General features: G+C 57.9%; 19 protein-coding genes. 16 read left to right on the top strand and 3 right to left on the bottom strand.

The genetic code is table 11. The features are described from left to right. The first annotated feature begins 96 nt into the window (after positions 1 to 96). A complete protein-coding gene (locus BLU28_RS09460) occupies positions 97 to 840 on the top strand; it encodes an AraC family transcriptional regulator (protein ID WP_022563130.1) in 744 nt (247 codons plus the stop codon). Positions 841 to 1,206: 366 nt separating this feature from the next. Next, positions 1,207 to 1,863, top strand: a complete 657-nt coding sequence (locus BLU28_RS09455; protein WP_077985835.1) for a nucleotidyltransferase family protein — start codon at positions 1,207 to 1,209, stop codon at positions 1,861 to 1,863. A 71-nt stretch (positions 1,864 to 1,934) separates the two neighbouring features. On the opposite strand, the gene BLU28_RS09450 is transcribed toward BLU28_RS09455, so the two are convergent. Next, on the bottom strand, positions 1,935 to 2,861 hold the full coding sequence (locus tag BLU28_RS09450; protein WP_077985836.1) for a LysR family transcriptional regulator: 927 nt from the start codon (positions 2,859 to 2,861) through the stop codon (positions 1,935 to 1,937). A 158-nt stretch (positions 2,862 to 3,019) separates the two neighbouring features. On the opposite strand from BLU28_RS09450, the gene BLU28_RS09445 reads away from it, so the two are divergent. After that, positions 3,020 to 4,012, top strand: a complete 993-nt coding sequence (locus BLU28_RS09445; RefSeq protein WP_077985837.1) for an MBL fold metallo-hydrolase — start codon at positions 3,020 to 3,022, stop codon at positions 4,010 to 4,012. 30 nt (positions 4,013 to 4,042) lie between these two features. Next, positions 4,043 to 5,125 carry an aldo/keto reductase gene (locus tag BLU28_RS09440; protein ID WP_077985838.1) on the top strand — a complete coding sequence of 361 codons (1,083 nt, stop codon included), beginning with the start codon at positions 4,043 to 4,045 and terminating at the stop codon, positions 5,123 to 5,125. A gap of 148 nt (positions 5,126 to 5,273) precedes the next feature. Here BLU28_RS09440 and BLU28_RS09435 read toward each other — a convergent pair whose 3' ends face one another. Beyond that, a complete protein-coding gene (locus BLU28_RS09435; RefSeq protein WP_077985839.1) occupies positions 5,274 to 7,148 on the bottom strand; it encodes a methyl-accepting chemotaxis protein in 1,875 nt (624 codons plus the stop codon). 588 nt (positions 7,149 to 7,736) lie between these two features. Between BLU28_RS09435 and aspT the strand changes: the two genes are divergently transcribed. The 5 genes from aspT (at position 7,737) to BLU28_RS09405 (ending at position 15,226) form a co-directional block, all read left to right on the top strand. Further along, entirely contained in the window at positions 7,737 to 9,422 is a 1,686-nt protein-coding gene (gene aspT, locus BLU28_RS09430; protein WP_077985840.1) for an aspartate-alanine antiporter, read from the top strand. 18 nt (positions 9,423 to 9,440) lie between these two features. Further along, complete coding sequence (locus BLU28_RS09425; RefSeq protein WP_077985841.1) at positions 9,441 to 11,030, top strand: bifunctional aspartate transaminase/aspartate 4-decarboxylase; 1,590 nt, start codon at positions 9,441 to 9,443, stop codon at positions 11,028 to 11,030. Positions 11,031 to 11,448: 418 nt separating this feature from the next. Beyond that, a complete protein-coding gene (gene dinB, locus BLU28_RS09420; protein WP_077985842.1) occupies positions 11,449 to 12,546 on the top strand; it encodes a DNA polymerase IV in 1,098 nt (365 codons plus the stop codon). Between the two features lie 351 nt (positions 12,547 to 12,897). Then, on the top strand, positions 12,898 to 13,887 hold the full coding sequence (locus tag BLU28_RS09410; RefSeq protein WP_004445964.1) for a phosphotransferase enzyme family protein: 990 nt from the start codon (positions 12,898 to 12,900) through the stop codon (positions 13,885 to 13,887). 10 nt (positions 13,888 to 13,897) lie between these two features. After that, the gene (locus tag BLU28_RS09405) at positions 13,898 to 15,226 is read left to right on the top strand and encodes an aspartate aminotransferase family protein (protein ID WP_077985844.1); all 1,329 of its coding nucleotides are present in this window, start codon (positions 13,898 to 13,900) and stop codon (positions 15,224 to 15,226) included. A gap of 58 nt (positions 15,227 to 15,284) precedes the next feature. Here BLU28_RS09405 and fabG read toward each other — a convergent pair whose 3' ends face one another. Then, positions 15,285 to 16,058: a 3-oxoacyl-ACP reductase FabG gene (gene fabG, locus BLU28_RS09400; protein ID WP_077985845.1), complete on the bottom strand. Its 774-nt coding sequence runs from the start codon at positions 16,056 to 16,058 to the stop codon at positions 15,285 to 15,287. Between the two features lie 305 nt (positions 16,059 to 16,363). Here fabG and BLU28_RS09395 point away from each other — a divergent pair, with 305 nt between their 5' ends. From BLU28_RS09395 to BLU28_RS09365, 7 genes are all read left to right on the top strand, one after another. Then, on the top strand, positions 16,364 to 17,503 hold the full coding sequence (locus tag BLU28_RS09395) for an ABC transporter substrate-binding protein (RefSeq protein ID WP_077985846.1): 1,140 nt from the start codon (positions 16,364 to 16,366) through the stop codon (positions 17,501 to 17,503). A gap of 29 nt (positions 17,504 to 17,532) precedes the next feature. Further along, positions 17,533 to 18,663, top strand: a complete 1,131-nt coding sequence (locus BLU28_RS09390) for an ABC transporter ATP-binding protein (RefSeq protein WP_077985847.1) — start codon at positions 17,533 to 17,535, stop codon at positions 18,661 to 18,663. A 1-nt stretch (position 18,664) separates the two neighbouring features. After that, entirely contained in the window at positions 18,665 to 19,561 is an 897-nt protein-coding gene (locus tag BLU28_RS09385) for an ABC transporter permease (protein ID WP_077985848.1), read from the top strand. A 3-nt stretch (positions 19,562 to 19,564) separates the two neighbouring features. Next, positions 19,565 to 20,371, top strand: coding sequence for an ABC transporter permease (locus BLU28_RS09380; RefSeq protein WP_004445974.1), 807 nt, complete (start codon positions 19,565 to 19,567; stop codon positions 20,369 to 20,371). 10 nt (positions 20,372 to 20,381) lie between these two features. Beyond that, entirely contained in the window at positions 20,382 to 21,134 is a 753-nt protein-coding gene (locus BLU28_RS09375) for a cysteine hydrolase family protein (RefSeq protein ID WP_077985849.1), read from the top strand. A 141-nt stretch (positions 21,135 to 21,275) separates the two neighbouring features. Next, complete coding sequence (locus tag BLU28_RS09370; protein WP_004445980.1) at positions 21,276 to 22,037, top strand: DeoR/GlpR family DNA-binding transcription regulator; 762 nt, start codon at positions 21,276 to 21,278, stop codon at positions 22,035 to 22,037. Positions 22,038 to 22,063: 26 nt separating this feature from the next. Beyond that, positions 22,064 to 23,185: a DmpA family aminopeptidase gene (locus BLU28_RS09365; RefSeq protein WP_077985850.1), complete on the top strand. Its 1,122-nt coding sequence runs from the start codon at positions 22,064 to 22,066 to the stop codon at positions 23,183 to 23,185. Positions 23,186 to 23,307 lie beyond the last annotated feature (122 nt).

Below are 23,307 nucleotides of genomic sequence, written 5' to 3'. Positions count from 1 at the left end.
GGCGAAAACTCTCTGCTGTTAGATGGCCTACCGTAGTGAGCGCGAAGCTGATATTCTAACGCCGCATGATCATCGATCGTCGCAAAAGGATCAGTTTTGAAAAGCGGCATAAACATTACCAACGAGATCGCCGTCATCACCCACGACGAAAACCGCTTTTCGGGGCCGAGGCACAGTCACGAAGAGGCTCAGCTTCTATATGCCGTCAGCGGGGTTGTATCGATCAGGACGGATCGGGGCACCTGGGTCGTTCCGCCAAGCCGGGCGGTCTGGCTACCGCCCAAGCTGGCGCACGAAACGTCGAGCCATGCAGGCGTGCAGTTCCGGTCACTTCTGATTGACACAAGCGAAATAGGGGGGCTTCCCGACGAATGCCTTGTGGTGACGATCACCCCTCTTTTGCGGGAATTGATTCTGAAACTTGCCGAGCTTGCTGAGAAGCCACAAAGTCGGGAGCAAGCGGACGCCGTCGTCAGGCTGCTTCTGATGGAACTTTCCTTTCAGCCAGCGCAGCCGCTCAACCTGCCGATACCGAAGCATTCCGGCTTGGCGCAAATGTGCGAGCAGGTCCGTACCAATTTGGCGGAAAATCTCTCCATCGAAGATGCAGCGACCAGGCTTCACATGAGCAGAGCCACCTTTATGCGGACATTCAGGCGTGAAACCGGCATGAGTTTCGGGCAATGGCGTCAACAGGCCCGGATGCTTGATGCCTTGACGATGCTGGCAGAAGGCAGAAGCGTCCTCGATGTCGCCCTTGAGTGTGGCTACAATAGCCCAAGCGCTTTTTCTGCCGTGTTTCGCCGATCACTCGGGTGCCCGCCCAGCACTTATTTTTAAGCCAGCCCGGATTCTGGTCATCACCTCGTTTAGCGCATCGACTGCGCGTTTGCATGCCAGACGATCAAGCCTCCGCAATTCAGTTGCAGTCAATCCCGCATGAGGCTGAATTCGGCTTGTCGCGCTGATCCGTCCACCCCTGTGCAACCCGCATCGCCACCGCCAGTCAACAACTTGAACGCCGTAACGGGTCCGCCAAACCCGCGAGGTTAAACCGACAGACCGAACGGTTGCTGAGCGACGAGATGCACGACTTTCGCTACCCGCGGAATCCAGCCATTGATCACGTCCATAGGATATTGCAGGTTCCAGCAGCGCCTCGTCACAGAGGCTCATGGAAAGCCCGCAAACCATGGGAGGAAGACTGTGTCCAACAGAGACGACAATGATCGGCCGCCCAAAGAACGCCCCGTCGGGCCCCGTGTTTTCGTTATCCTGCTTGCCGCAGGGCGTTCCAGTCGCATGGGAGAGACAGGTGCATCCAAGTTGCTTGCGGAATTTGGCGGCGTTGCTCTCGTACGACGTTCTGCGCAGGTCGCGCTCGGTTCGACTGCCGACAGTGTGGTCGTTGTAACGGGGCACCGCCGGTTTGAAATCGAAGCTGCGCTTGATGGCCTGGGAGTCGAGTGTCTCGAAAACCCGCTATACGGCCGCGGCATGGCGACCTCGATTGCGGCGGGGGTCTTACAATGCCATGCTCGAGGAGCGGATGCAGTTCTGGTCCAGCTTGCCGACATGCCGCGCTTGGCAAGCGGCGATCTCGATCGGCTTATTGCGGCTTTTCGAACGACCGATGGTGAGGCGGTTGTACGTGCGACGGGAAACGGGAAGCCGGGGAATCCCGTAATACTTCCTAAATCGTTGTTCGAGGCCGTCACCCACCTCGAAGGCGATGTTGGGGCTCGTCGGATCATAGAAACATCCGGCCTACCCATCATTTATGTGGAGGTCGGAGAAGGTGCGTTGCTCGACGTAGACACGCCCGATGCGATACACGCCGCGGGCGGAACGCTGAAAGGTTAGTCCCAGCGCGATTATCGGTAAGCGTAGCAAGACCCGTCGCTCGTTGTTCATCAGTGCAATGTCAGCGACCCTTACGAAGCCCTGTAGATTGAAGATCTCGCCTTCTCCCATTTATAGTTCTTCATATAGTCGAGGAACGCACGCATGGCCGCGCTCGGAAGGCGGCGACTGGGATAATACAGAAACCAGTGCGGCAGGGTCGGGCTCCAGTCGGGGAGTAACTCCACCAGTCGACCATCCTGAAGGTAGGGCTTGGCGTAGTCATCAAAGACATGGGCGATACCTCTTCCCGCAAGTGCTGCCTGTAGTTCATTGTGCGCCGAACTGACCGTCAGGCGGCCGGTTGGGGTGACTTCAATTTCCTCGTCGCCCTCGGCAAATCGCCAGGTGACCAGCGTGCCGCCGGGAAAGCGGCGTTTGACACAGTCATGACTGACAAGTTCGTGCGGCGTCTGTGGTTGTCCGCACCTCTTGATGTAATCAGGAGAAGCAACGATTGCATAACGAAGTGCAGGACCAAGCGGCAGAGCGATCATATCCTGCGCCAGTTGCTTGCCGAACCTGACACCGGCATCGAAACCCTGTTCCACGATGTCTATGACGGCCGCGTCGCTGATAATTTCGATCTTCACCTCGCGGTATACCTCCATAAAATCGAAGACCAGTGGGCAGAGGAAGTGATCGACTGCAGGCGCCGGCGCGTTGATCCTGAGGGTCCCCGACGGGCTATCGCGTAATTCGTCGACCTCTGCGATGGCGAGCCTGATGTCGCTCAACGCAGGCGCGAGACGCTCGAGAAGACGCTGCCCTGCCTCAGTCGGAGAAACGCTCCTCGTTGTTCGATTAAGAAGCCGGATGCCCAGAGCTTCCTCCAGAGCATTCATCGTTTGGCTCAAGGCCGATGAAGAAACCCCCCGTTCAAATGCCGCGGCGCGGAAGCCGCCGCAGCGCACGATGGCGACAAACACGTCGAAGCTGTCTAGCCGAACAGGGTCCATTGCTAAGTTTTTCTAATCAAGTTGATAAAGTTAATGCAGGTTATCAGATCAATGACGTCATGTCATGGTTCCCTGAGTTAAGGCCTGCGCTCTGGTGCACCTCTGCCCCATTTGAGGGACAAACCGAGGCAGTGCGCTCAATGAAAGAGGAAAGAAAGATGAACGCCTTCACTCTGAACAGACGTGCCATCATGCTGTCCGCGGTTGCAGGCGCGTCAAGCATGATCCTCCCAAGCCTGGGCGGCCCGGGCAACGCCCGCGCCCAGACAGCTTCAGCGGCGGCCGGCAATGCCGGTTATTATCGCTTTCGGGTGGGAGAGATCAGCGCAACCGTCTTGAGCGATGGGGTGATTGGTGGTCCGCCACGCATTTACGCCAGTGATGCCCCGGAGGCCGAGCTTCAGGATGTGCTGCGACAGGCATTTCTGCCGACCGACCACATGACACTCAATCTCAACACGCTGCTGATCGAAACCGGTGGCCGGCGGATTCTGATCGAAGCCGGCGCTGGCAAGACCATGGGTCCGAACGGCGGCCGCATCTTCGATAACCTCGCGGCAATCGGTCTCGATGCCGCTGACATTGATGTGATCGTCATCTCGCATACCCACCCGGATCATGTCGGCAACCTAAGAACTGCAGGCGGTGGCAAGGCCTTCCCTCGTGCCACAGTCTTTGTCCCGAGGGCGGATTGGGACTTCTTTGTCCGCACCGATCCGGACCTATCCTACATGCCTGTCCCGGAGGATTTCCGGACACGATTTGCGGCAAACATCAAGAACAGCCTCGAACCCTTCAGGAACGATGTTGAACTATATGAGGCCGGCGCCGAGATCGCGCCGGGTCTGGCGACGATCGTCGCGTCTGGCCACACACCCGGCATGGCGACCTTCCTCGTTCATTCCGGAAATGACCAGCTGCTGCTGACGGCAGACCTTGCCTATCACCCTGTCGTCAACGTCGACAGGCCTTGGGTGCCAGGCCCCGACCGCGATAAGGAAACAGCCCTTTCCTCCCGTCGTCGCATATTTGACAGGGCGGCCGCCGAGCGTATGCCGGTTCTTGGCTTTCATTATCCTTTCCCCGGTCTTGGCCGGATGCTGAAGACCGATGGCGGCTATGCCTGGGTCCCCGCCAACTGGCAGTTTTGACGTCAACAACAATCGAGCAGGAAATCTCCCATGGATCAGTCAAAGATCAATCGTCGCGGCTTTCTCGGCACGGTGGGTGCGGCGGCAACCGGACTTGCACTCGCCAGCAGCACTACCGCGCAGGCTCAAGGCACGAACGTGTCGTCGGCCGCATCTGCCTCGAACCCGGAGGTGCTGACCCGGACCTTGCCTCGCACCGGGGAACGGGTCACAGCCCTCGGTCTCGGCACCTTTCTGACATTTGATCTAAAGCCCGGGGATCGCCGCGATGCCCTGCGACAGGTCTTTGAGCGATACGTCGCTGCAGGCGGTCGCGTGGTCGACACATCGCCTCTCTACGGCTCGGCGGAGGTCAGCGTCGGTCAGTTCATGGGCGAATTTGAGGGATCGGATGAGATGTTCCTCGCCAACAAGGTCTGGTCGACAGGAGAATATCTCGGAGACGAAAGCCATGCCGTTGAAAGCTTTCGGCAATCACGCATGCGGACATGGCGTGACACGATCAACCTGATGCAATGCCACAGCATCACCAATGCGCCGGTCGTTATTCCGCTGATGAAGGCATGGAAGAAGGAAGGTCTTATACGACATGTCGGCGTGACCCATCACGAGTCGGCGGCACAGGACCAGCTGCTGGCGATTGTTCAACGCGACGATGTCGATTTCATTCAGACGAACTACTCGATCTTCAATCGCGATGCGGAGCGACGCCTCCTTCCAGCCGCCGCCGACAAGGGCGTTGGCGTCCTCATTAATCTACCGCTGGAAAAGGCACGTTTGATGAAGGTCGTCGAGGGGCAACCGCTTCCCGGATTCGCAACCGAGTTTGGAGCGACCACCTGGGCGCAGTTCTTTCTGAAATGGGTCATGGCACACCCCGCCGTTACGAGCGTGCTCTGCGGTACGTCAAACCCTGACCATATGAGTGACAATGTCCAGGCGATGACAGGCCCGCTTCCGGACGAGCGCATGCGTGCCCGGATGGTCGCGCATATGGAAACAATTTCCGGGTTCGGCTCCATCGGCGCGATGCCATGGTACCCGGGCAAGGAGAATATGTATTCCGGCCTCATCCGCGAGGCGCAGGCCAATGCGGCGCAGCGCCTGCGGTAAAATACGCGGCCAGCTCGCCTTAGAGCATTTCGCCTCACCCTGTATTCTCGAGATAGTTTTTGGCATTCGGCAGGCCGGATGGTTTCGACCAGCCGGCCGATATATCGCTTGCGCTTGAGTTAGGATGCCCCAAAAGACCGTAAAAGAGTCACCTAACGGCTGCCACGACGGGCACAACGCGAGCTGCTGGCTCTGCCATGGCGCGGGCGGTTTGTCGAAGCGCTGCAGAAGTAACGGAGCCGGCCGCCTCCAGGTGGAACTGCGAGACGAGCTCCCGCAGCTTTCTCGCCTCGGTCGCGAGCGCAGCGGATGCCGCCGTTGACTGCTCGACCATCGCCGCGTTCTGCTGCGTCGTCTGGTCCATCGTATTGACCGCCCTATTGACTTCGGAAAGACCGGTCGACTGTTCCCTGGCCGCCGTCGCGATGGCTTCCATATGCCGGTTGATGCCGGAGATGCGCTCACCGATTTCCTTGAGTGCCACCCCAGTCTCGCGCACAAGCTTCACGCCGCCGTCGACCTCGGCGGTGGATGTATTGATCAATGTCTTGATCTCCTTTGCCGCCGTCGCGGAACGTTGCGCCAGCTCGCGCACCTCCTGTGCAACGACCGCAAAACCCTTGCCGGCGTCGCCGGCCCGGGCAGCTTCCACGCCGGCATTGAGCGCAAGGAGATTCGTCTGGAAGGCGATCTCATCGATCACGCCGATAATATTGGAAATCTGCTGCGCGGAATTCTCGATGCGCTGCATGGCTTCCTCAGCCTGGCTGACCACAGCAGCCGAGCGGGAGGCGCTCTGATCGGCCTCCGTCGCCGCCCCGCGTGCCTCCTCTGTCCGTCTGCTGGCATTGGTCACATTGGCGGTGATCTCATCTAGGGCAGCAGCAGTTTCCTCCAGCGAGGCAGCCTGCTGCTCCGTTCGACGCGAGAGGTCGTTGGCACCGGATGCGATCTCCCGCGTGCCGTTGTCGATGACCGTAATGCTCTCGGAAATCGCGCTCAGCGTCCTACCCAGTTGCTTCAGTGACGTGTTGAAGTCATGCCTGAGGGCTTCGAAATCCGGAGCGAAAGGCTCATCGAGCTGGAAGGAAAGGTCACCGCAGGACAGTCTTTTGAGACCATTGGCAAGACCGGATACCGCCACCTGCAGCCGTTCTGCGGCATCGGCCTCAGCCTGCTGCTGCGCCTCGAGCCTGTCAGCTTCGGCTTGCCCACGTGCACGCTCCGCGTCCTCCTCCAGCTGCCTGTTGACGATTGCCGCCTTGCGGAAGACCTCGACAGCCGCCGCCATCGTCCCGATCTCGTCTTTCCGTCCGGTACCCGCGCAGGTGATGTTGGTCTCACCCTCAGCCAGCCTTGTCATGTCGGCAGAGAGCGCGAGGATGGGTTTGCTCACGGTGCGGCGGAACAGGACAAAGAGCAAGATCGAAAACAATCCTGCCAGGCCGAGAAGAGCTTGCAGCACATCCTGCATGGCAGCGGCTGTCTGGGCGCTTTCGGCGGAGATAGATTCCGACACTTGCTCTATCTGGTCGCCCGTCTCCTCCATGGCGGTTTCCAAGGCTGAGAACTGCTTCATAAAATCGGGCAATGCCGCCAGGGCGACGATCGGATCCTTTTCTGCCGTACCGACGATCTTGTTCGCACTATCAATGTAGGCGAGCAAGGGTTTCTCGACCCCGGCCAGTACTGTCTGGGTGGCCGCATCCGTTGCAAGCGCTTTGTTGGCGGCAATCATTTTGAGAAATGACGCAACGTGTTCTGAAAGATCGGCCTTGACGCTGTCGAATGCGACGCCGGCCGCTGGATTGGAAGCAAGGAGAGACGCAAACACATCTGCGCGCAGGGCGTCATGCATCATGTCCGCCTGCATGTGGTTGCGAAGGATCTGAGCCGATCGGGTTACGTTTTCAGAGTTGTGCGTCAGCGTCGATGCCGACCATATCCCCACCCCGGCGGTGCCCCCGGCTATTGCAAATATTGCCACGCCCGCAAAGATGATCTTCTGCTGAATGGATGCCATGACACTGTTCCCAAGGTTCGGCCTTGGAAAATAATACGCCGTTATTCTTAATTATCTGTCACAACAATTATCTACGGTGTCTCCGAGAAATCTGATGTCTCGGATGGAACAATAACATTCGCGCTGTCCGATCTTTAATTAGAGCTGTCGGCGCAATATTCTATGGACTACCGTGATATGAATCTTCACTCGAAATTACGTGGTTCCGACGGGGTGCCCACTTGTCTCAGCTACTTTCAAGGGCCTTGGTTGCTTCGTTCCGCATCTCGAAATGAACTGCCGCTCCAAGAGGCTCACGCCATTTCAGGTCAGTCTCTTCGCTCGCGATCAGTCGACGATGTTGTTTAATCGCTTCGCGAAACGAACAGGCCATGGAACTTTTGGTTGCTAAAATACTTACTGATACGTTTTCCTGTGCTTCGATCGCTGCATTTGGTCGCACAGACCGCTTAGCCGTCATGTTTTGGTAACCACGATCTTCCTGTAGGGGATTTTTGCAGGGCATTCCCTAGACAATTTGCTCGTCATGCGCGTAGCTCTAGCCCGGCCGGTTTGTACGCTTGATTACACATCTTGAGAGGATGTCGAATGTCGTTCGTTGCCGAAATTTTCCGCCAATCCCCTGAAATCGCGCTCTTTTTATCCCTGGCTTTTGGCTATTGGATCGGAAAGGTCCAGTTCGGCAGGTTTCAGCTCGGAGGCGTCGCGGGCTCCCTTCTCGTAGCGGTCGTGCTAAGCCAGGTGGGAGTTCAAATCGACAATGGGATCAAATCCGTTCTCTTTGCCCTCTTCATATACGCGGTCGGTTTTGAAAGCGGGCCGCAGTTTTTCCGCTCCTTGGGAAAACAATCTATACGAGAGATCATCTTGGCTGCGGTTCTTGCGATCAGCGGTCTTGCCACCGTGGTCGTGCTCGCAAAATTGACAGGCCTTGATAAGGGCATCGCCGCGGGGATTGCCTCCGGGGGACTGACACAATCGGCCATTATCGGAACGGCGAGCTCCGCTATTGAAAAACTTGGCCTTGCCGCCGATGAGACGCAGAGGCTCCAGGCGAACGTCGCGATCGGTTACGCGGTCACCTACATATTTGGTTCTTTTGGAGCAATCATCGTCTGCGTGAATATTCTTCCCTGGTTCATGAAACGGGGGATACGGGATGACGCCGTGAAAGCGGAAGCAGAGATGCTCAAGGGCGCCCGAGTATATGGCGTCGGTGAAGCACCTGCCCTTCCGGACCTCGTCGGACGGATATTCAGGGTCGAGGGTGCGGCTGGGAAAAGCATTGCCGAATTGGAAGCATTGTCGACAAAAGGGCCCATCACGATCGAACGCGTGAAACGCGGCAGCGCTCTGGTTGGCGTTGAACCCGAGCTTCGTCTGCAGAACGGTGATCTCGTACTGATAGTCGGACGTCGTGTGGGCGTCGTCGGTCTTGAAAACCTGATCGGCAGGGAGGTGGCCACGGCGGAAGGCCTGGAACTCGTGGTCACAACGCGCGACATCGTCGTAAAAGACAGGGACTTCGCCGGCCAAACCGTTGCCCGGATATTGGATCGAAGCAAAGACCTGCGCCATGGGATCTACGTGATCCAGGTAACTCGGGCCGGTGTGAAACTGGAATTGACCAACGATACTGTTATACGTGCCGGCGACATAGTGACCGTGCACGGAGTACAGGAGGATTTACAGCGCCTCTCGAACAGAGTTGGCAGCGTCATAACTCCCAGTGACAAGACAGACTTCGTATACCACGGGTTTGGTGTGGCCATCGGCCTGCTGGTTGGTCTTCTCGTGTTGAGGATCGGTTCAGTCCCGCTGACGCTTGGCGCGGGCGGCGGGGCTTTGCTCGCCGGTCTCGTATTTGGCTGGTATCGCAGCCGCAATATGACGCTTGGCAACATGCCAACACCCGCATCAACTCTCCTGAGAGATCTCGGTTTGGCAGGGTTCGTGGCCGTGGTCGGCCTACAATCAGGTCAACAAGCGGTACACACCGTCGCCGAAAGTGGTCTTTCGATATTTGCAATAGGCGTCGTCGTCACGGTGCTCCCGCTGTTGATAACAATGCTCGTTGGTCGCTACCTTCTAAAGTACGACAACGTCGCGGTTTTCGCTGGTGCTCTGAGTGGATCTCGAAGCGCCAATCCCGCCTTCGGAGAAATCCTCGATAAAGCGGGAAACTCCATTCCCACGACCCCTTTTGCCATAACGTATGCACTTGCCAACGTTTTCCTGACGTTGCTGGGCCCACTCGTGGTGGCACTCGTTTAACAGACAGGAGAGAGAAGTATGAACGATTACAGTCAGTTCGCAAAACTCAGCCCCTTCGAACTCAAAGACGAGCTCATCAAACTGGCGTCCACGAAAAAAGAAAAACAAATGCTGAACGCGGGACGCGGCAACCCGAATTTTCTGGCAACCCTGCCCCGGCGAGGCTTTTTCAGGCTCGGCCTATTCGCTGTTGCGGAATCAGAGCTCTCATACTCCTACATGGAGCAGCACCTGGGTGGCTTACCGCGCATAGAAGGCATCGAAGCGCGATTCGAACGCTTCGTCTCAGACAATCGAGACCAGGAAGGCGTCGTGTTTCTTGGTCGCGCCATAAGTTACGTGCGTGACCAGCTCGGACTTTCCGCTTCCGATTTCCTCCACGAGATGGTGGAAGGCATATTGGGCTGCAACTATCCTGTTCCGCCGCGCATGCTGCGTGTCAGTGAACAGATTGTCCGTCAGTATTTAGCGAAAGAGATGATCGGCGGACAAATATCGCCCCAGGACATAGACGTTTTTGCCACTGAGGGCGGAACGGCAGCAATGACGTATGTTTTTGACACGCTGCAGAAAAACCGTCTGATCAAAAAATCGGACAAGGTGGCTATCGGCATGCCTGTGTTCACGCCGTATATCGAGATTCCACAACTGGACGCATACGGGCTTGAAGAGGTTTCGATCAGTGCGGACCCAGAGGCTGGCTGGCAGTATCCGGACTCCGAACTCGAAAAGCTTAAAGACCCCTCGATCAAGATCTTTTTCTGCATCAACCCAAGCAACCCTCCATCGGTAAAGCTCGATCAACGGAGCCTGGAAAAGATCGCCGACATCGTCGACAATCATCGGCCAGACTTGATGATATTAACCGACGACGTCTACGGGACTTTCGCGGACGACTTCAAATCGCTGTTCTCCGTCTGCCCAAAAAACACGATCCTGGTCTACTCTTACTCGAAATACTTCGGAGCTACGGGTTGGCGGCTGGGAACCATCGCATTAAGACGGGACAACGTGATCGATCAAGCGATCAGGAACTTGCCGGAGGAAGACAAAGCGTCGCTCGACAGGCGGTATTCATCGATTGTCACAGACGTTTCCGCATTGAGGTTTATCGACCGCTTGGTTGCTGACAGCCGTACCGTGGCGCTCAATCACACCGCAGGGCTCTCAACGCCTCAGCAGGTCCAAACGGTGCTGTTTTCGTTATTCGCGCTTATGGACGAAAACGACAACTACAAGAAAACACTGAAGCGACTTATCCGGCGTAGACAGGCAGCCCTCTACGCTGAGCTCGGCCTGGACACTCCCGACGACGAAAATTCGGTCGATTATTATACCTTGCTGGATCTTGAGAAGATTTCCCGCCGGCTTTTTGGCGACGAGTTTGCAGCATGGGTCAGACACGAATTTTCGCCGAACGAGTTGCTGTTCAGAATTGCCGATGAGACCGGAATCGTTTTGCTGCCGGGACGCGGCTTTGGAACCCAGCACCCTTCTGGTCGGGCGTCGCTTGCCAATCTCAACGAGTACGAGTACGCGGCGATTGGCCGATCGCTCCGTAAGATGGCTGACGAGTACTACGCGAAATTTCAGCAAACGCATCGATAACGCGCTTCCTGCCATCGTCCAGATGGCGGGACGCCTCTGTCGCCGATCACCCTGATGATCAAAAGAGTGTAAGAGTGCTCTCGCGGATCCTCATGGTGGACAACGGCTATGTCGTGCCAATCGTGATCATGAACAGGTTCATCGGCACGCCGCCAAACTGAATCTTAACCTCACAGCATGGACACGCCATAAGGAGAGTGAATTGCACGGCACACGATCCTCGCAAATTTGTCCGCGCCTCCTGGGATGCCGCCCTGACCGATTTCGGCAATGTATGGGTTCTGAAACCCATTGTAATCAGACGACGTCGCTTCCGTTCCGGCAACACCATTATGACCCGAACTGCGAATGGTGACTTGGATGTCACGTCGCAAGCTGCTATGTTCTTGTTTCGTTTCTCTCCGCGAACTTGGTTGCAATGGACCTCACCACCGCCTCAGCCGTCAGGAAAATCATCCATGTCGACATGGATGCCTTCTACGCTTCGGTTGAGCAGCGCGACAATCCTGAACTGCGCGGCAAACCCCTCGCTGTTGGCGGAGCGGCTGCCCGTGGCGTCGTTGCAGCAGCAAGTTACGAGGCACGGGAATTTGGGGTGCGCTCGGCAATGCCGTCGGTCACGGCGGCTCGAAAATGCCCGGATTTGATCTTCGTGAAACCAAGATTTGAAGTCTACCGCGCCGTCTCACAGCAGATACGCGAGATTTTTGCGGAATATACGCCGGTCATCGAACCTCTGTCGCTCGATGAGGCCTATCTCGACGTCACCGAAAATCTCAAGGATATGCCAATTGCCACTGAAATCGCTCTGGAAATCCGCGCCCGGATCAAGGCGGTGACCGGGCTGAACGCTTCGGCCGGCATCTCCTATAACAAGTTCCTGGCCAAAATGGCGTCCGATCTGAACAAGCCGAACGGTCAGGCGGTGATTACGCCGAAGAACGGTCCGGCCTTTGTCGAACAGCTCGCAGTCAAGAAATTCCATGGCGTCGGCCCGGCTACGGCGGAAAAGATGCACCGGCTTGGTATCGAGACCGGAGCGGATCTGAAAGCAAAATCCCTGCCGTTTCTGGTTGAGCATTTCGGAAAGTCAGGTCCGTACTTCTATGGCATCGCCCGTGGCATCGATGAGCGGCAGGTCAGGCCGGACCGGGTGCGTAAGTCGGTCGGCGCGGAAGATACATTTACCGCGGACATCGATGACCTCAAGCTCGCAACCAGGGAACTCCGGCCACTTGCCGAAAAGGTTTGGTCCTATTGCGAGGCCAAGGGTTTCAGCGGCAAGACGGTGACCGTGAAAATCAAATATTCCGACTTCACCCAGGCGACGCGGAGCAGGACAACTGCCATCCCCTATTCGAACGCCGAAGACATTCTAGACGCGGCCAATACCCTGCTGGCCGGTGTCTATCCATTCAAACGGCCGGTCCGGCTCCTTGGGGTAACGCTGTCGTCGCTCACCAATGACAAAGAGGCTGAAGACGAGGACCAATCGCAGCTCGGCCTGGGTTTTTGATCAGAAGAATGTGCTTCGGGGCCTGAGTTGATTTAGGCGACGGGCGTCAGCTGGGTCGGCTTGATCGCTGCCTCCGCAGGCAGAGCGAGGAAAGAGCAGTATCCAAGGGTCCTCGAAGCGGCGACCCTGATCGATCGCCCCCGGAGCGCCGAGGCGGCCGCTGATGGCGACCGGACGCCGGGCGGTCGTCACCACGCCACTGATGTTCATCAGCCTTCCGATGATGTCGCGAACGTCGCGACGAGCAGCAGCTTTGAAGATCCAAAAACATCGATTGGTTCGGATTAAATGTTGCAATTCCAACATTAATATTGTTGGATTTGCCAATCATGATCAAAACGGGCGCGATAAATGTTGTATCATACAGATTTTCTTTCCAGGTTGGGACAAGGCCTCAAGGACCTCTCACCAGTATGGGGCGTCTCGCCGGATGCAACCCTGACGCTCCTGACGATTTCCGAGAACGCGACCTTCCGTATCGCTGACGAGACCACTGGAAGCGATCTGATCGTGCGTGTGCATCGCCCTGACTACCATACCCAAGCGGAGATACTGTCCGAGCTCGCATGGATTGATGCGCTACGGCAAGATGGGGTGGTTGTTACGCCGCGGCCAGTCACGGCAAACGACGGCAGCCTCCTTCAAGTCTTCTCGGACGGCGAAACCATGCGCCATGCCGTCGCCTTCGAATATATGGCGGGCAAGGAGCCAGATGCTGAGTCCGACCTTGTCCACTGGTACAGGACACTCGGTGAAATCAATGCGAAACTGCACGCCCACAGCCGCAGATGGACGCGACCGGAGAACTTCGTCCGCAAGACATGGAGCTTCAACCGAATTCTGGGGGACGGTGCCTATTGGGGTGACTGGCGTGACGCCCTCGGACTGACGCTCGGCGGCAAGTCCGTTTTAGAGAGAACGCACAAGCTGCTCGAAGCCCAGACCTCCGCCTACGGCTATGGTGAGGACCGCTTCGGCCTCGTTCATTGCGACATGCGCGCCGCCAACCTTCTGGTCGATAATGGCAGACTGGGAGTGATCGATTTCGATGATTGCGGTCTGTCCTGGTACGCCTACGATTTTGCAGCCTCGATCAGCTTCATGGAACATGAGCCTTTCATCCCCGACCTCAAAGCCGCCTGGCTCGAAGGCTATCGGCGCGTCACCGCTCTTGATGAGCAACATGAGGCGGCCCTGCCGATGTTCATCATGCTTCGCCGCATGCAGCTCACCGCGTGGATCGCTTCCCATGCTGAAACGCCGACGGCCCAATCCATGGGCACAGGCTATACCGATGGCACCGTGGCGCTCGCGGAGCGCTATCTGGCCGAACACCGTTGAGGAGAGCCCGATGAGCGTCGCCACCAAGGAAATTCTAGATCTCAACCGTTTTGATGCGAGCCGTGCCGAGGGCTTCCCGGCTGAACTTGCGCAGCGCGTCGCCAAGCGCCAGGCAACGTTTGGAGCGTCATCCGTGCTCTTTTACGAGCAGCCGATCGAGATGGTGCGTGCACAGGGCGCCTACCTGTATGACGCTGGCGGACGCAGATATCTCGACGTCTACAACAATGTACCGTCGGTCGGCCACTGCCATCCGCGGGTGGTCGAGGCCGTCGCGCGCCAGATTGGCGAACTCAACATCCACACGCGCTACCTCAGCCGCGTCGTCGAGTCCTACAGCGAAGAACTTCTGTCAAAATTCCCGACGGCGCTCAGCAATGTGGTTCTGACCTGCACCGGCAGCGAAAGCAATGACCTCGCCATGCGCATCGCCCGCATCGGAACTGGCGCCGAAGGTTTCGTCGTCACCGAAGCAGCCTATCACGGAAATACTGCGCTGGTGACCGAGATTTCCCCCTCGTCCCTGCGCAAGCGCAAGCCCGCACCCTTTGTGGCGGTCATTCCGGCGCCGGCGCCCCGTGACGGCATGAGCGTTGCTGCAAGCTTTGCCGCATCTGTGGAACAGGCGATTAACGAACTCAAATCGCGCGGCATCAAGTTCGCCGCCTTGATCGTTGATACAATCTTCTCAAGCGACGGTATCTACGCCGATCCTGCCGGCTTTCTCAGGGAGGCGGCAGATGTGGTGCACCGTGCTGGCGGCCTGTTGATCGCCGATGAGGTCCAGCCGGGTTTTGGCCGGACGGGAGGCAGTCTTTGGGGCTTCGAGCGCCACGGCGTGACGCCCGATATCGTCACGATGGGCAAGCCAATGGGGAACGGTTTCCCGATGGGTGGCGTCGTAACGCGACCTGACTTACTCCAGAGATTTTGCGAGGAAACCGGATACTTCAATACTTTCGGCGGCAATCCCGTGGCGGCCGCCGCTGGCCATGCCGTACTCAGGGTGATCGAGGAAGAAAATCTGATCGAACGTTCGGCAGCTGTCGGTGGTCATTTCCAACAATCGCTCCAGGCTTTACAAACCCGACATCCAGTCATCGGCGGCGTGCGGGGGGCCGGCCTCTTTATCGGCCTCGACTTTGTCGACCACGCCACGGGGGAACCGGACACGGCGTCCGCAACGACAGTGATCAATAAATTGAAACAAAACGGTATCCTGATCGGGGCAGCAGGCAAGTATGGCGCAACGCTGAAGATCCGCCCGCCACTGTGTTTTTCGAATGAGGATGCCGATCTTTTTTCGGCTACGCTGGACAGCATCCTGAACGCGCGTTGAGCCGCCTGAAATCTTTCAGGTACACCGGGCGACGATGTCGCCCGGACTTCTTCCGGTTTCAGCCCATCGCGTCGAGCGCTCCGAGCGATTCCGGAAGAGTTTGGCCGCCATCGACAACAATTGACTGACCGGTGATGTAGGCAGCCTCTTCAGATGCGAAGAACAGAGCGGCGTTCGCAATATCCGCCGGCGCGCCAAGACGACGCAACGGAACAGAGGCCGCCATCGCGGCGATATAGTCTGGGCCGTTGTCCTCAAGCCCCTCGGTCATGATATTGCCCGGCATGACCGCATTGATCGTGATGTTCTTCGGCGCCAGTTCGATCGCAGCCGTGCGCATGAAACCGAGCTGGCCCGCCTTGCTCGCCCCATAATGCGACCAGCCGGGATATCCAGTGATCGGGCCGGTAATTGATGAGGTTATGATGATACGGCCTGAGCCAGCCTTCGTCATTGCTGGCAAAACGGCGGAAACACTGAAAAAGGTGCTTTTAAGATTGGTCGAAATCACCTGGTCGAAGTCGGCTGCCGTCATTTCGCCCAGCTTAGCCGCCGGAAAGATGCCGGCATTGGCGCAGAGGATCGCGACGCCGCCATAGCGGGTTATGGCTGCATCGACCATCGCCCTGCAGCCCTCCTCTGCGCTCACATCCGCCGCGAATCCCGAGCCATTGGCTCCGATTTCGGATGCCACCCTGTCGGCATCGACCTGGCTGCGCGAGACAACGAGGACGTTCAGGCCGGCCTCCCCGAAACGCAATGCTATGCCCTTGCCAATCCCCCGGCTTGCGCCGGTGACAATGACCGTTTTCCCTTGCAGTGACTTCAACATGTTCCACTCACTTTTTTGTTGTAATTTCCACAAATTCACGTGCCGCCACTGCTTTAATTTGAGGCGTCAGATTAAAACATCGGCACACGACCGGCGTTGCCTGCACAAAACAAATGCACAGTAATATTAGGCGTTTAGCACCGCGTTTTTGCAAAAGTCACGTTCGCCTCCGGGTGCTACCGCTCCAATCACGCTCCGCACCATGAAGCAGAAAATAGATGTTGTAAATCACACATTTTTACGACAAGGTTCCAACATAACCGATCCACGAGCCACGGAAGCGGCCAAGAAAAAGGGGAACAATTATGATGAAAATCTCCAGACGCAACATGATGCAGATGATGGGTGCGGCCGCTTTTACCGGCCCAATGGCAAGCGCGACCCGCGCTTTTGCGGGTCGCGAAAAAGAGCTTAATATCCTTTGCTGGGAAGGCTACAATTCCGCACAGGTCCTGGATCCCTTCCGATCCAGCCAGTCAGCGACCGTCAAGGCTGAAAGCCTGACCAACGACCCGACCATGATCAACCGCCTGCGCGCGGGCGAGACCAAAATCTGGGACCTGATCAACGTCAACAATCCCTGGGCCCGAAAGGTGATGGGGCCGGCCGGGCTGATAAAGCCGCTGCCGCGCGCCGAGTTCGAGCCCTATTTCGAGACCATGCTCCCCAGCTTCAAGGCGCCTTATCGCTGGGCAATGAGCGACGACGGCAAGGACCTGCTCGGCATGGCGCAGCGCTTCGGGCCCTACAGCTTTGTTGTCAACACCGACAAGGTCAGCAAAGCAACGGCGGAGGAACAGGGCTGGGACCTGTTCAACGACGCCTCGATCACCGGCAAGTACGGCATACAGGAATCCGACGACTGGAACGTCTTCAACATCTTCCTCATCGCCGGAATTGACCCCTTCAGGGAGCACACGGAGGAGGAGTTCAAGGCCTTTGCCGAAACCGCAGAAAAAGTTTTCAAGGGCGCCAAGATGGTCGGGGACATGGCGTCACTCAATCAGGCTCTCGTCTCGGGCGAGATCGACCTTTATATGACCGGTGGCACTTATTCCGTCTCTCCGGCGCGTGCCGACGGCTATACGAACTTGCGCGCCATTACGCCACTCAAGGGCCCGATGGATGGCAAGGGCGGTATTTCCTGGATCGAGATCACCTCGACGGTCAACAATCCCGAACTTTCGCCACTCGCCCTGGAATTTCTGAAATACGTCCAGGATCCGCACGTCGCCCACACCGTCGCCTTTGCTGAAGGCACATTCAACCCGGTCAGCCAGATGGGCAACCCGAAGTGCTACGAACTCTTCACCAAGGACGAGATGGAAGCCATCCAATGGGACAGCCTCGAGGAGGATATGGCGCGTTCGGCGCAATACGACATCGTGCCTGACTATGACAAGGCACTGGAACTGATGACCGCCGCCAGGCGCCTGCGCGGCTGAGCAAAGCCTGTCCCGACGGAGAACAGAACATGAGCCTTGCGATGATCTCGCCCACCCTATCCGACGTCTTGCCGAAAATCGAGGATCCGATCCATCCCACGCCGAAACCGGTGCTGCAACTTGTCGACGTTCGAAAGATTTTCGGCGATTTTGCCGCGGTAGATGGCATAAGTGTCGATATCAGAGAAGGCGAATTCGTCACCATTGTCGGACCCTCCGGGTCCGGCAAGACCACACTTCTGCGCATGCTGGCCGGCATGGAATCACCATCAGAAGGCTATATCACGCTGCGCGGCGAAACGATCAATAACGTGCCGTCCGACAAGCGACCGACATGTCTCGTCTTCCAGTCGCTTGCGCTTTTCCCGCACAAGAGCGTCGGCGAGAACATCGAGTTCCCGCTGAAGGTCCGCAAAATGCCGGCCGCCGAACGTAAGGCCCGCGCTCTCGAACTCATGCGCATGGTGCGCCTGCCGGAGAGTTACTACTCCAAAAACGTGATGCGTTGCTCGGGCGGCGAAAAACAGCGTGTGGCGCTTGCCCGCGCGTTTGCTTATGACCCCGACGTTCTGTTTTTCGACGAGCCGCTGTCGGCGCTGGACTACAAACTGAAGAAAGTTCTGGAAAAGGAGCTGAAGGACCTGCACCGCGAAAGCGGGAAGACCTTTGTCTACATTACCCACTCGCTCGAGGAAGCCATGGTCATGTCTGATCGCGTCGGGGTAATGAGCCGTGGCCGCCTCGTTCAGATTGGCACACCAGAGGAAATCTACACCAAGCCGGCAACGCGCTTCGTCGCGGAATTTTTTGGTGAGGTGAACAGTTTTGAAGTCAGGCGCGGCCACCAAGGCGTGTGGACGCTCGCCGACGGCAGGCCGATCACTGTAGCCCCGGTAGCACAAACGATTGGCGAGAAGGCAACCGTAATCGTCCGGCCCGAAACAATGCGCTTCGTCATCGGCTCGTCGAGCGCCGACAACCTGATCTCCGGCACGATCTACAACGAATATTCTCTCGGCTCGCGCATGCAGTATCAGATTCATTCCGGCGACCGGATCTATCTGGTCGAGGCCGCACGCGCCGCCGCGACCGGCATCACGTCTGGCGACACGGTCACTATCGGCTGGGACGCCCGCGACGCGATCGTGGTGGGAGACTGATATGGTAACCATGACCCATGCTGAAGCGGCCGGTGAACAAAGGCATTTTCCGTCTATCCCTGCAGGACTGCGCGCGGCCGCTCCTGTCACGATCCTGCTGCTGCTTGGCTTTCTGGCACCGCTTCTTACGGTAGCTGCCTATGCCTTCGCCACGCCCAAGAGCTTCGACGTGTTTCGCTCTTTTACCCTCGCCAACTTCACGGTGATCCTTGATCCTTCCAATACCGTTTGGATGTCGTTTGCCTGGTCGATCGCCTATGCCTTTGCGACAGTCATATTGCTTGCGATGATCGCCTATCCCATCGCCTACGGTCTCAATCGTATGTTCGGCAAATGGTCTGGCTTGGTCGGCGTGCTGTTCGTCTTTCCGCTGTTCGTCTCGGAAAACGTACGCCTCTACGGTTGGGTGCTGTTCTTTATCAAGAACGGGGTGCTCGACGGCGGCCTGAAGTGGCTCGGCTTCTCGGGCGGACCCGAGGTACTTTACACACCCGGCGCCATCCTCTTCGGCATGACATATGTCTATCTGCCTTTCATGCTGTTCCCGATGTCGCTTGGCATTGCCATGATCCCCCGGGACCTTGTCGATGCGGCCCGCGACCTTGGGGCTAACAGGCTGACGATCTGGCGTGAGATCGAGCTGCCACTCGCCATGCCCGGTATCCTGATCGGCATGTTGCTAACCTTCGTGCTCGGCGCCGGCGCGATCGCCGAATCCAAGATTCTCGGCGGCCAGTCGGTCATTACCATCGCGCAGGATATCGAGGTTGCTTTCACGTATGCACAGAACTGGCCGCTTGGCTCGGCGCTCGCCCTCCTGCTCGTCGCGATCGTCAGCGGGCTTGCCCTCTACGTTCTGTCCAAGCTCGATCTCGACCGCATTCTGGGAAAGAAGTGAGACATGGAAACCCGCTCGCAAATCCGCGCCCGAGCCTTCGTCAAGGTCTGGACATCCTTTGTCGTCCTTGCCGTTTACCTTCCTATCCTCTGCGGGGCGATGGCCGGCCTGTCCAGGGGACGCTATTTCGGCTTCCCGATTAACGCCTTTTCGACCGAATGGTGGGGCAAGACCCTTGGCTCGCTCGAGATTCAGGCTCTCGTGCAGAACTCCCTCCTGATCGCTTTCATCGTCACGCTTGTCTCCGTGATATTCGCCTTCTTCGGCGCGCTCGCCTTCGCCCGCTACGACTGGAAGGGGCGCAAGCTTTTCCAGAAGGCGATCCTTCTGCCAGTCTTCTTTCCGCAGCCGGTGCTGGGGCTCGCTCTCCTCCTGTGGTTCAACGCGCTTGGCATCAACCCGAGCTGGCAGACGGCCGTTATTGCGCATCTCGTCTGGATCGTTCCGGTGGTCACGCTCGTCATTGCCATCCAGGTCTATTCCTTTGATCCAACACTGGAAGAGGCTGCGCGTGACCTCGGAGCGGGCCGCTGGTTCATTCTGCGCGAGGTGACCCTGCCTATTCTGTGGCCGGGCATCTGGTCCGGCGCGCTCTTCGCGTTCCTGCTTTCCTGGGGCAATTTTCCGTTGTCGCTTTATACAGCCGGCGTCGACTCTACGATCCCGAAATGGCTCTATTCGAAGATGGTCGCCGGGTATTCGCCAATGGTGCCGGCGCTCGGCACGATGAGCACTGTATCGGCTGCCATATTGTTGCTGGCTGGCGGTCTCGCCATCATGCTGGTCCGCCGTCGTCAGGCGGATACATGAGGACGCCTCGATGAACTGGAAAACCGACCGCCGTTCATTCTACTATCAGGGCGCTCCGGAACCCGACGATCCGACGCTTGAAAAGGGCAAGGTGGCGCTTCTCGTCATCGACATGCAGAACACGTATCTCGATCGCCCAGCTCCCGACACGCTCTCTGGTGATGATCTTGTCCGCTATCACGCCTGGACGCCGTTTCACGAGCGCATGCATGACACCGTCATTCCCAATACCCGGCGTCTCATAGAACGGTTTCGCGCACTCGGCCTCGACGTGTTTTTCGCGCGAATTGCTTGTCTGCGCACCGATGGCCGGGATCGTTCCCTCAGCCAGAAGAAGCCGGGATGGAACAATCTTTTGCTTCCGAAGGATGAGCAAGCTTCGCAGATACTTTCGCAGGTTGCCCCCCAGGACGGTGAGATCGTTGTCACCAAAACCACCGACAGCGCGCTGACGGGCACGAATCTCAGGCTTGTGCTGACCAATATGGGCATCACCCACGTTGTTTGCGCCGGGATTTTTACCGACCAGTGTATATCTTCCACCGTCCGCAGCCTCGCTGACGAGAGCTTCGACGTCATCGTCGTCGATGACGCGTGTGCAGCAGGCTCCATGGAACTCCACGTCAGTGAACTGACCAGACTGCACATGATCTATGCCAACGTGATGACCACGGAAGAGTTGGTCGGCTATCTGCCGCAGCCAAAGCATGAAACAATCGGGGACGAAAGTCGCCCCGGGCTTGTTCGCCCAGAGTGTTCCTGACACAACTTGGTCGATGAAAGCACTCGAAGCCCTTTATGCCGACAAGAATTCCTCCGTCTCTGCTGCAGCTGAACACGGCGCACTGAGCTGTTCCCCACGCGGCCGAGTTTTGCGCTGGAAAGCCATTGGGAGTGAGGCGCGATGAAAAAACCGAAAAGCGTGCGCCAGTCGCGCATCCTGACTGAACTTAACCAGGCACCGAGCCTGCGCGTTGCTGAACTTGCCCGGCGCCTAGACGTCTCGACAGAGACAATTCGGCGCGATCTGGACGAGATGACCGAACAGGGTCTGCTCAACCGCACCTATGGCGGCGCCGTGCGTTCGCTTTCCACCGAGCCTTCGGTGACCGAGCGCCATGCGCTCTTTGTCGGCGAGCGCGAAAGGATCGCCAAGGCGGCCGTCCAGATACTTAAGGGCGCTCAGGTGCTTATGATCGGCTCGGGCTCGACGACAGTGCACACCGCGCGGCGCGTAGCAGTCGAGATGAAGAACATCACTGTACTCACTCATTCCTTTGGTGTGGCGACCGTGCTTGCCATCAACCCGACAATCAAGGTGGTCATGCTCCCCGGCGACTATCACGCCACCGAGGGCGCGACGGTCGGTGCCTATGCCGTGTCATTCCTCAATTCCTTCTACGCCGATTTCGCCATTCTTGGCGCAAGCGGTCTGGGTCCAGACGGCCCTTCGGACGCCCTCCTGGAGTGTGGCGCGGTCTACAGCGCGATGGTCTCTCGCGCAGCGCGCACCGTCGTGGTCGCCGATCATTCCAAGCACGACCGCCTCTTCCCCGCGCGCTATGCCGCTTGGCGGGACATCACGCACGTCGTTACCGATAAGGCGCTGGGCGAAGATCTGACAGAAAGCCTGGACAACAACGACGTGAAACTGACCATTTGTTGAAAGCTGCCTGAAAATCGGAGGGACCAATGATCAGCGAGACGACCTCAGCAGGCAAAAAACGCGCGCGTGACTTCGGTATTGCCTTCGACGGCACGCCCGGCCCACTCAACGCCATCACCGACATCGCCGGTATCCATGTCGGCTTTTCGACGATCCGTGAAGAGACACCCCGCCCCGGTCGCAAGTTGCCGGTGCGTACCGGCGTGACGGCGATACTGCCGCACGCCGCAGCGGGCGAACCAGTACCGGTATTCGCTGGCATTCATCGTTTCAATGGCAATGGTGAGATGACGGGATCTCACTGGATCGAGGACGGGGGCTACTTTGTCGGGCCTGTCCTGATTACCAACACGCACAGCGTAGGTATCGCCCATCAAAGCGCTGTGCGATGGATGATTGACCGATTTGCATCGACCTACGAGGGAGACGACCACTTGTGGATCATGCCTGTGGTGGCAGAAACCTATGACGGCATGCTCAACGACATCAACGGCCAACACGTCGCGGTCGAGCACGTCCTGGAGGCGTTGAACGCTGCGAGAAGCGGTCCGGTCGCTGAGGGCAATGTCGGCGGCGGCACGGGTATGATTGCCTACGGTTTCAAGGGCGGCACGGGCACTGCCTCGCGCCTGATCGCAATTGACGACAAGGAGTTCACCGTCGCGGCGTTGGTGCAGGCCAATCACGGCCAGCGGGACTGGCTGACAATTGGCGGCCTACCCGTAGGAAAACTGCTGCAACAAGAAAACCCGGGGCTGTCCGAACGAGGCTCGATCATCGTTGTGATTGCCACTGACCTGCCACTTGCGCCGCACCAGCTGCGGAAGCTGGCGCGGCGCGGCGCGATAGGCATCGGCCGCAACGGCACAGTCGGCGGCAATAGTTCCGGCGACATTTTTCTCGCTTTTTCGACGGCCAATCCACACCCGATGCGCCATAAGGCCGGACCGTTGTTGAGCATCGACATGGTCAATGACGATGTGCTTGATCCGGTCTATCAGGCCGTGGTGCAGAGCGTGGAAGAGACGGTGATCAATGCGATGGTCGCCGCGGAAACAACAGGTGGCACACCCCACGATCGATACCGCATCGAGGCAATAGACGCCGACGCGGTTGCCAGACTTCTGGCTCAGAGTTCACCCCGCTGACCCCATCGCGCCGCTTCCGTCCCGCCCGCTGGAAGCGCAGATGCAGCTTTGAACATGCGGCGACGGATGTTATCGCCTTAACACAGGCTAAGCCAAAACACGCCGGGAAAAACCAAAGCGGT

Source organism: Agrobacterium pusense (assembly GCF_900102105.1).
In the GTDB taxonomy this organism is placed as follows: Bacteria; Pseudomonadota; Alphaproteobacteria; order Rhizobiales; family Rhizobiaceae; genus Agrobacterium; species Agrobacterium pusense.
Note: the sequence above shows the minus strand (reverse complement) of the source record. Positions and strands in the feature narration are given on the sequence as shown.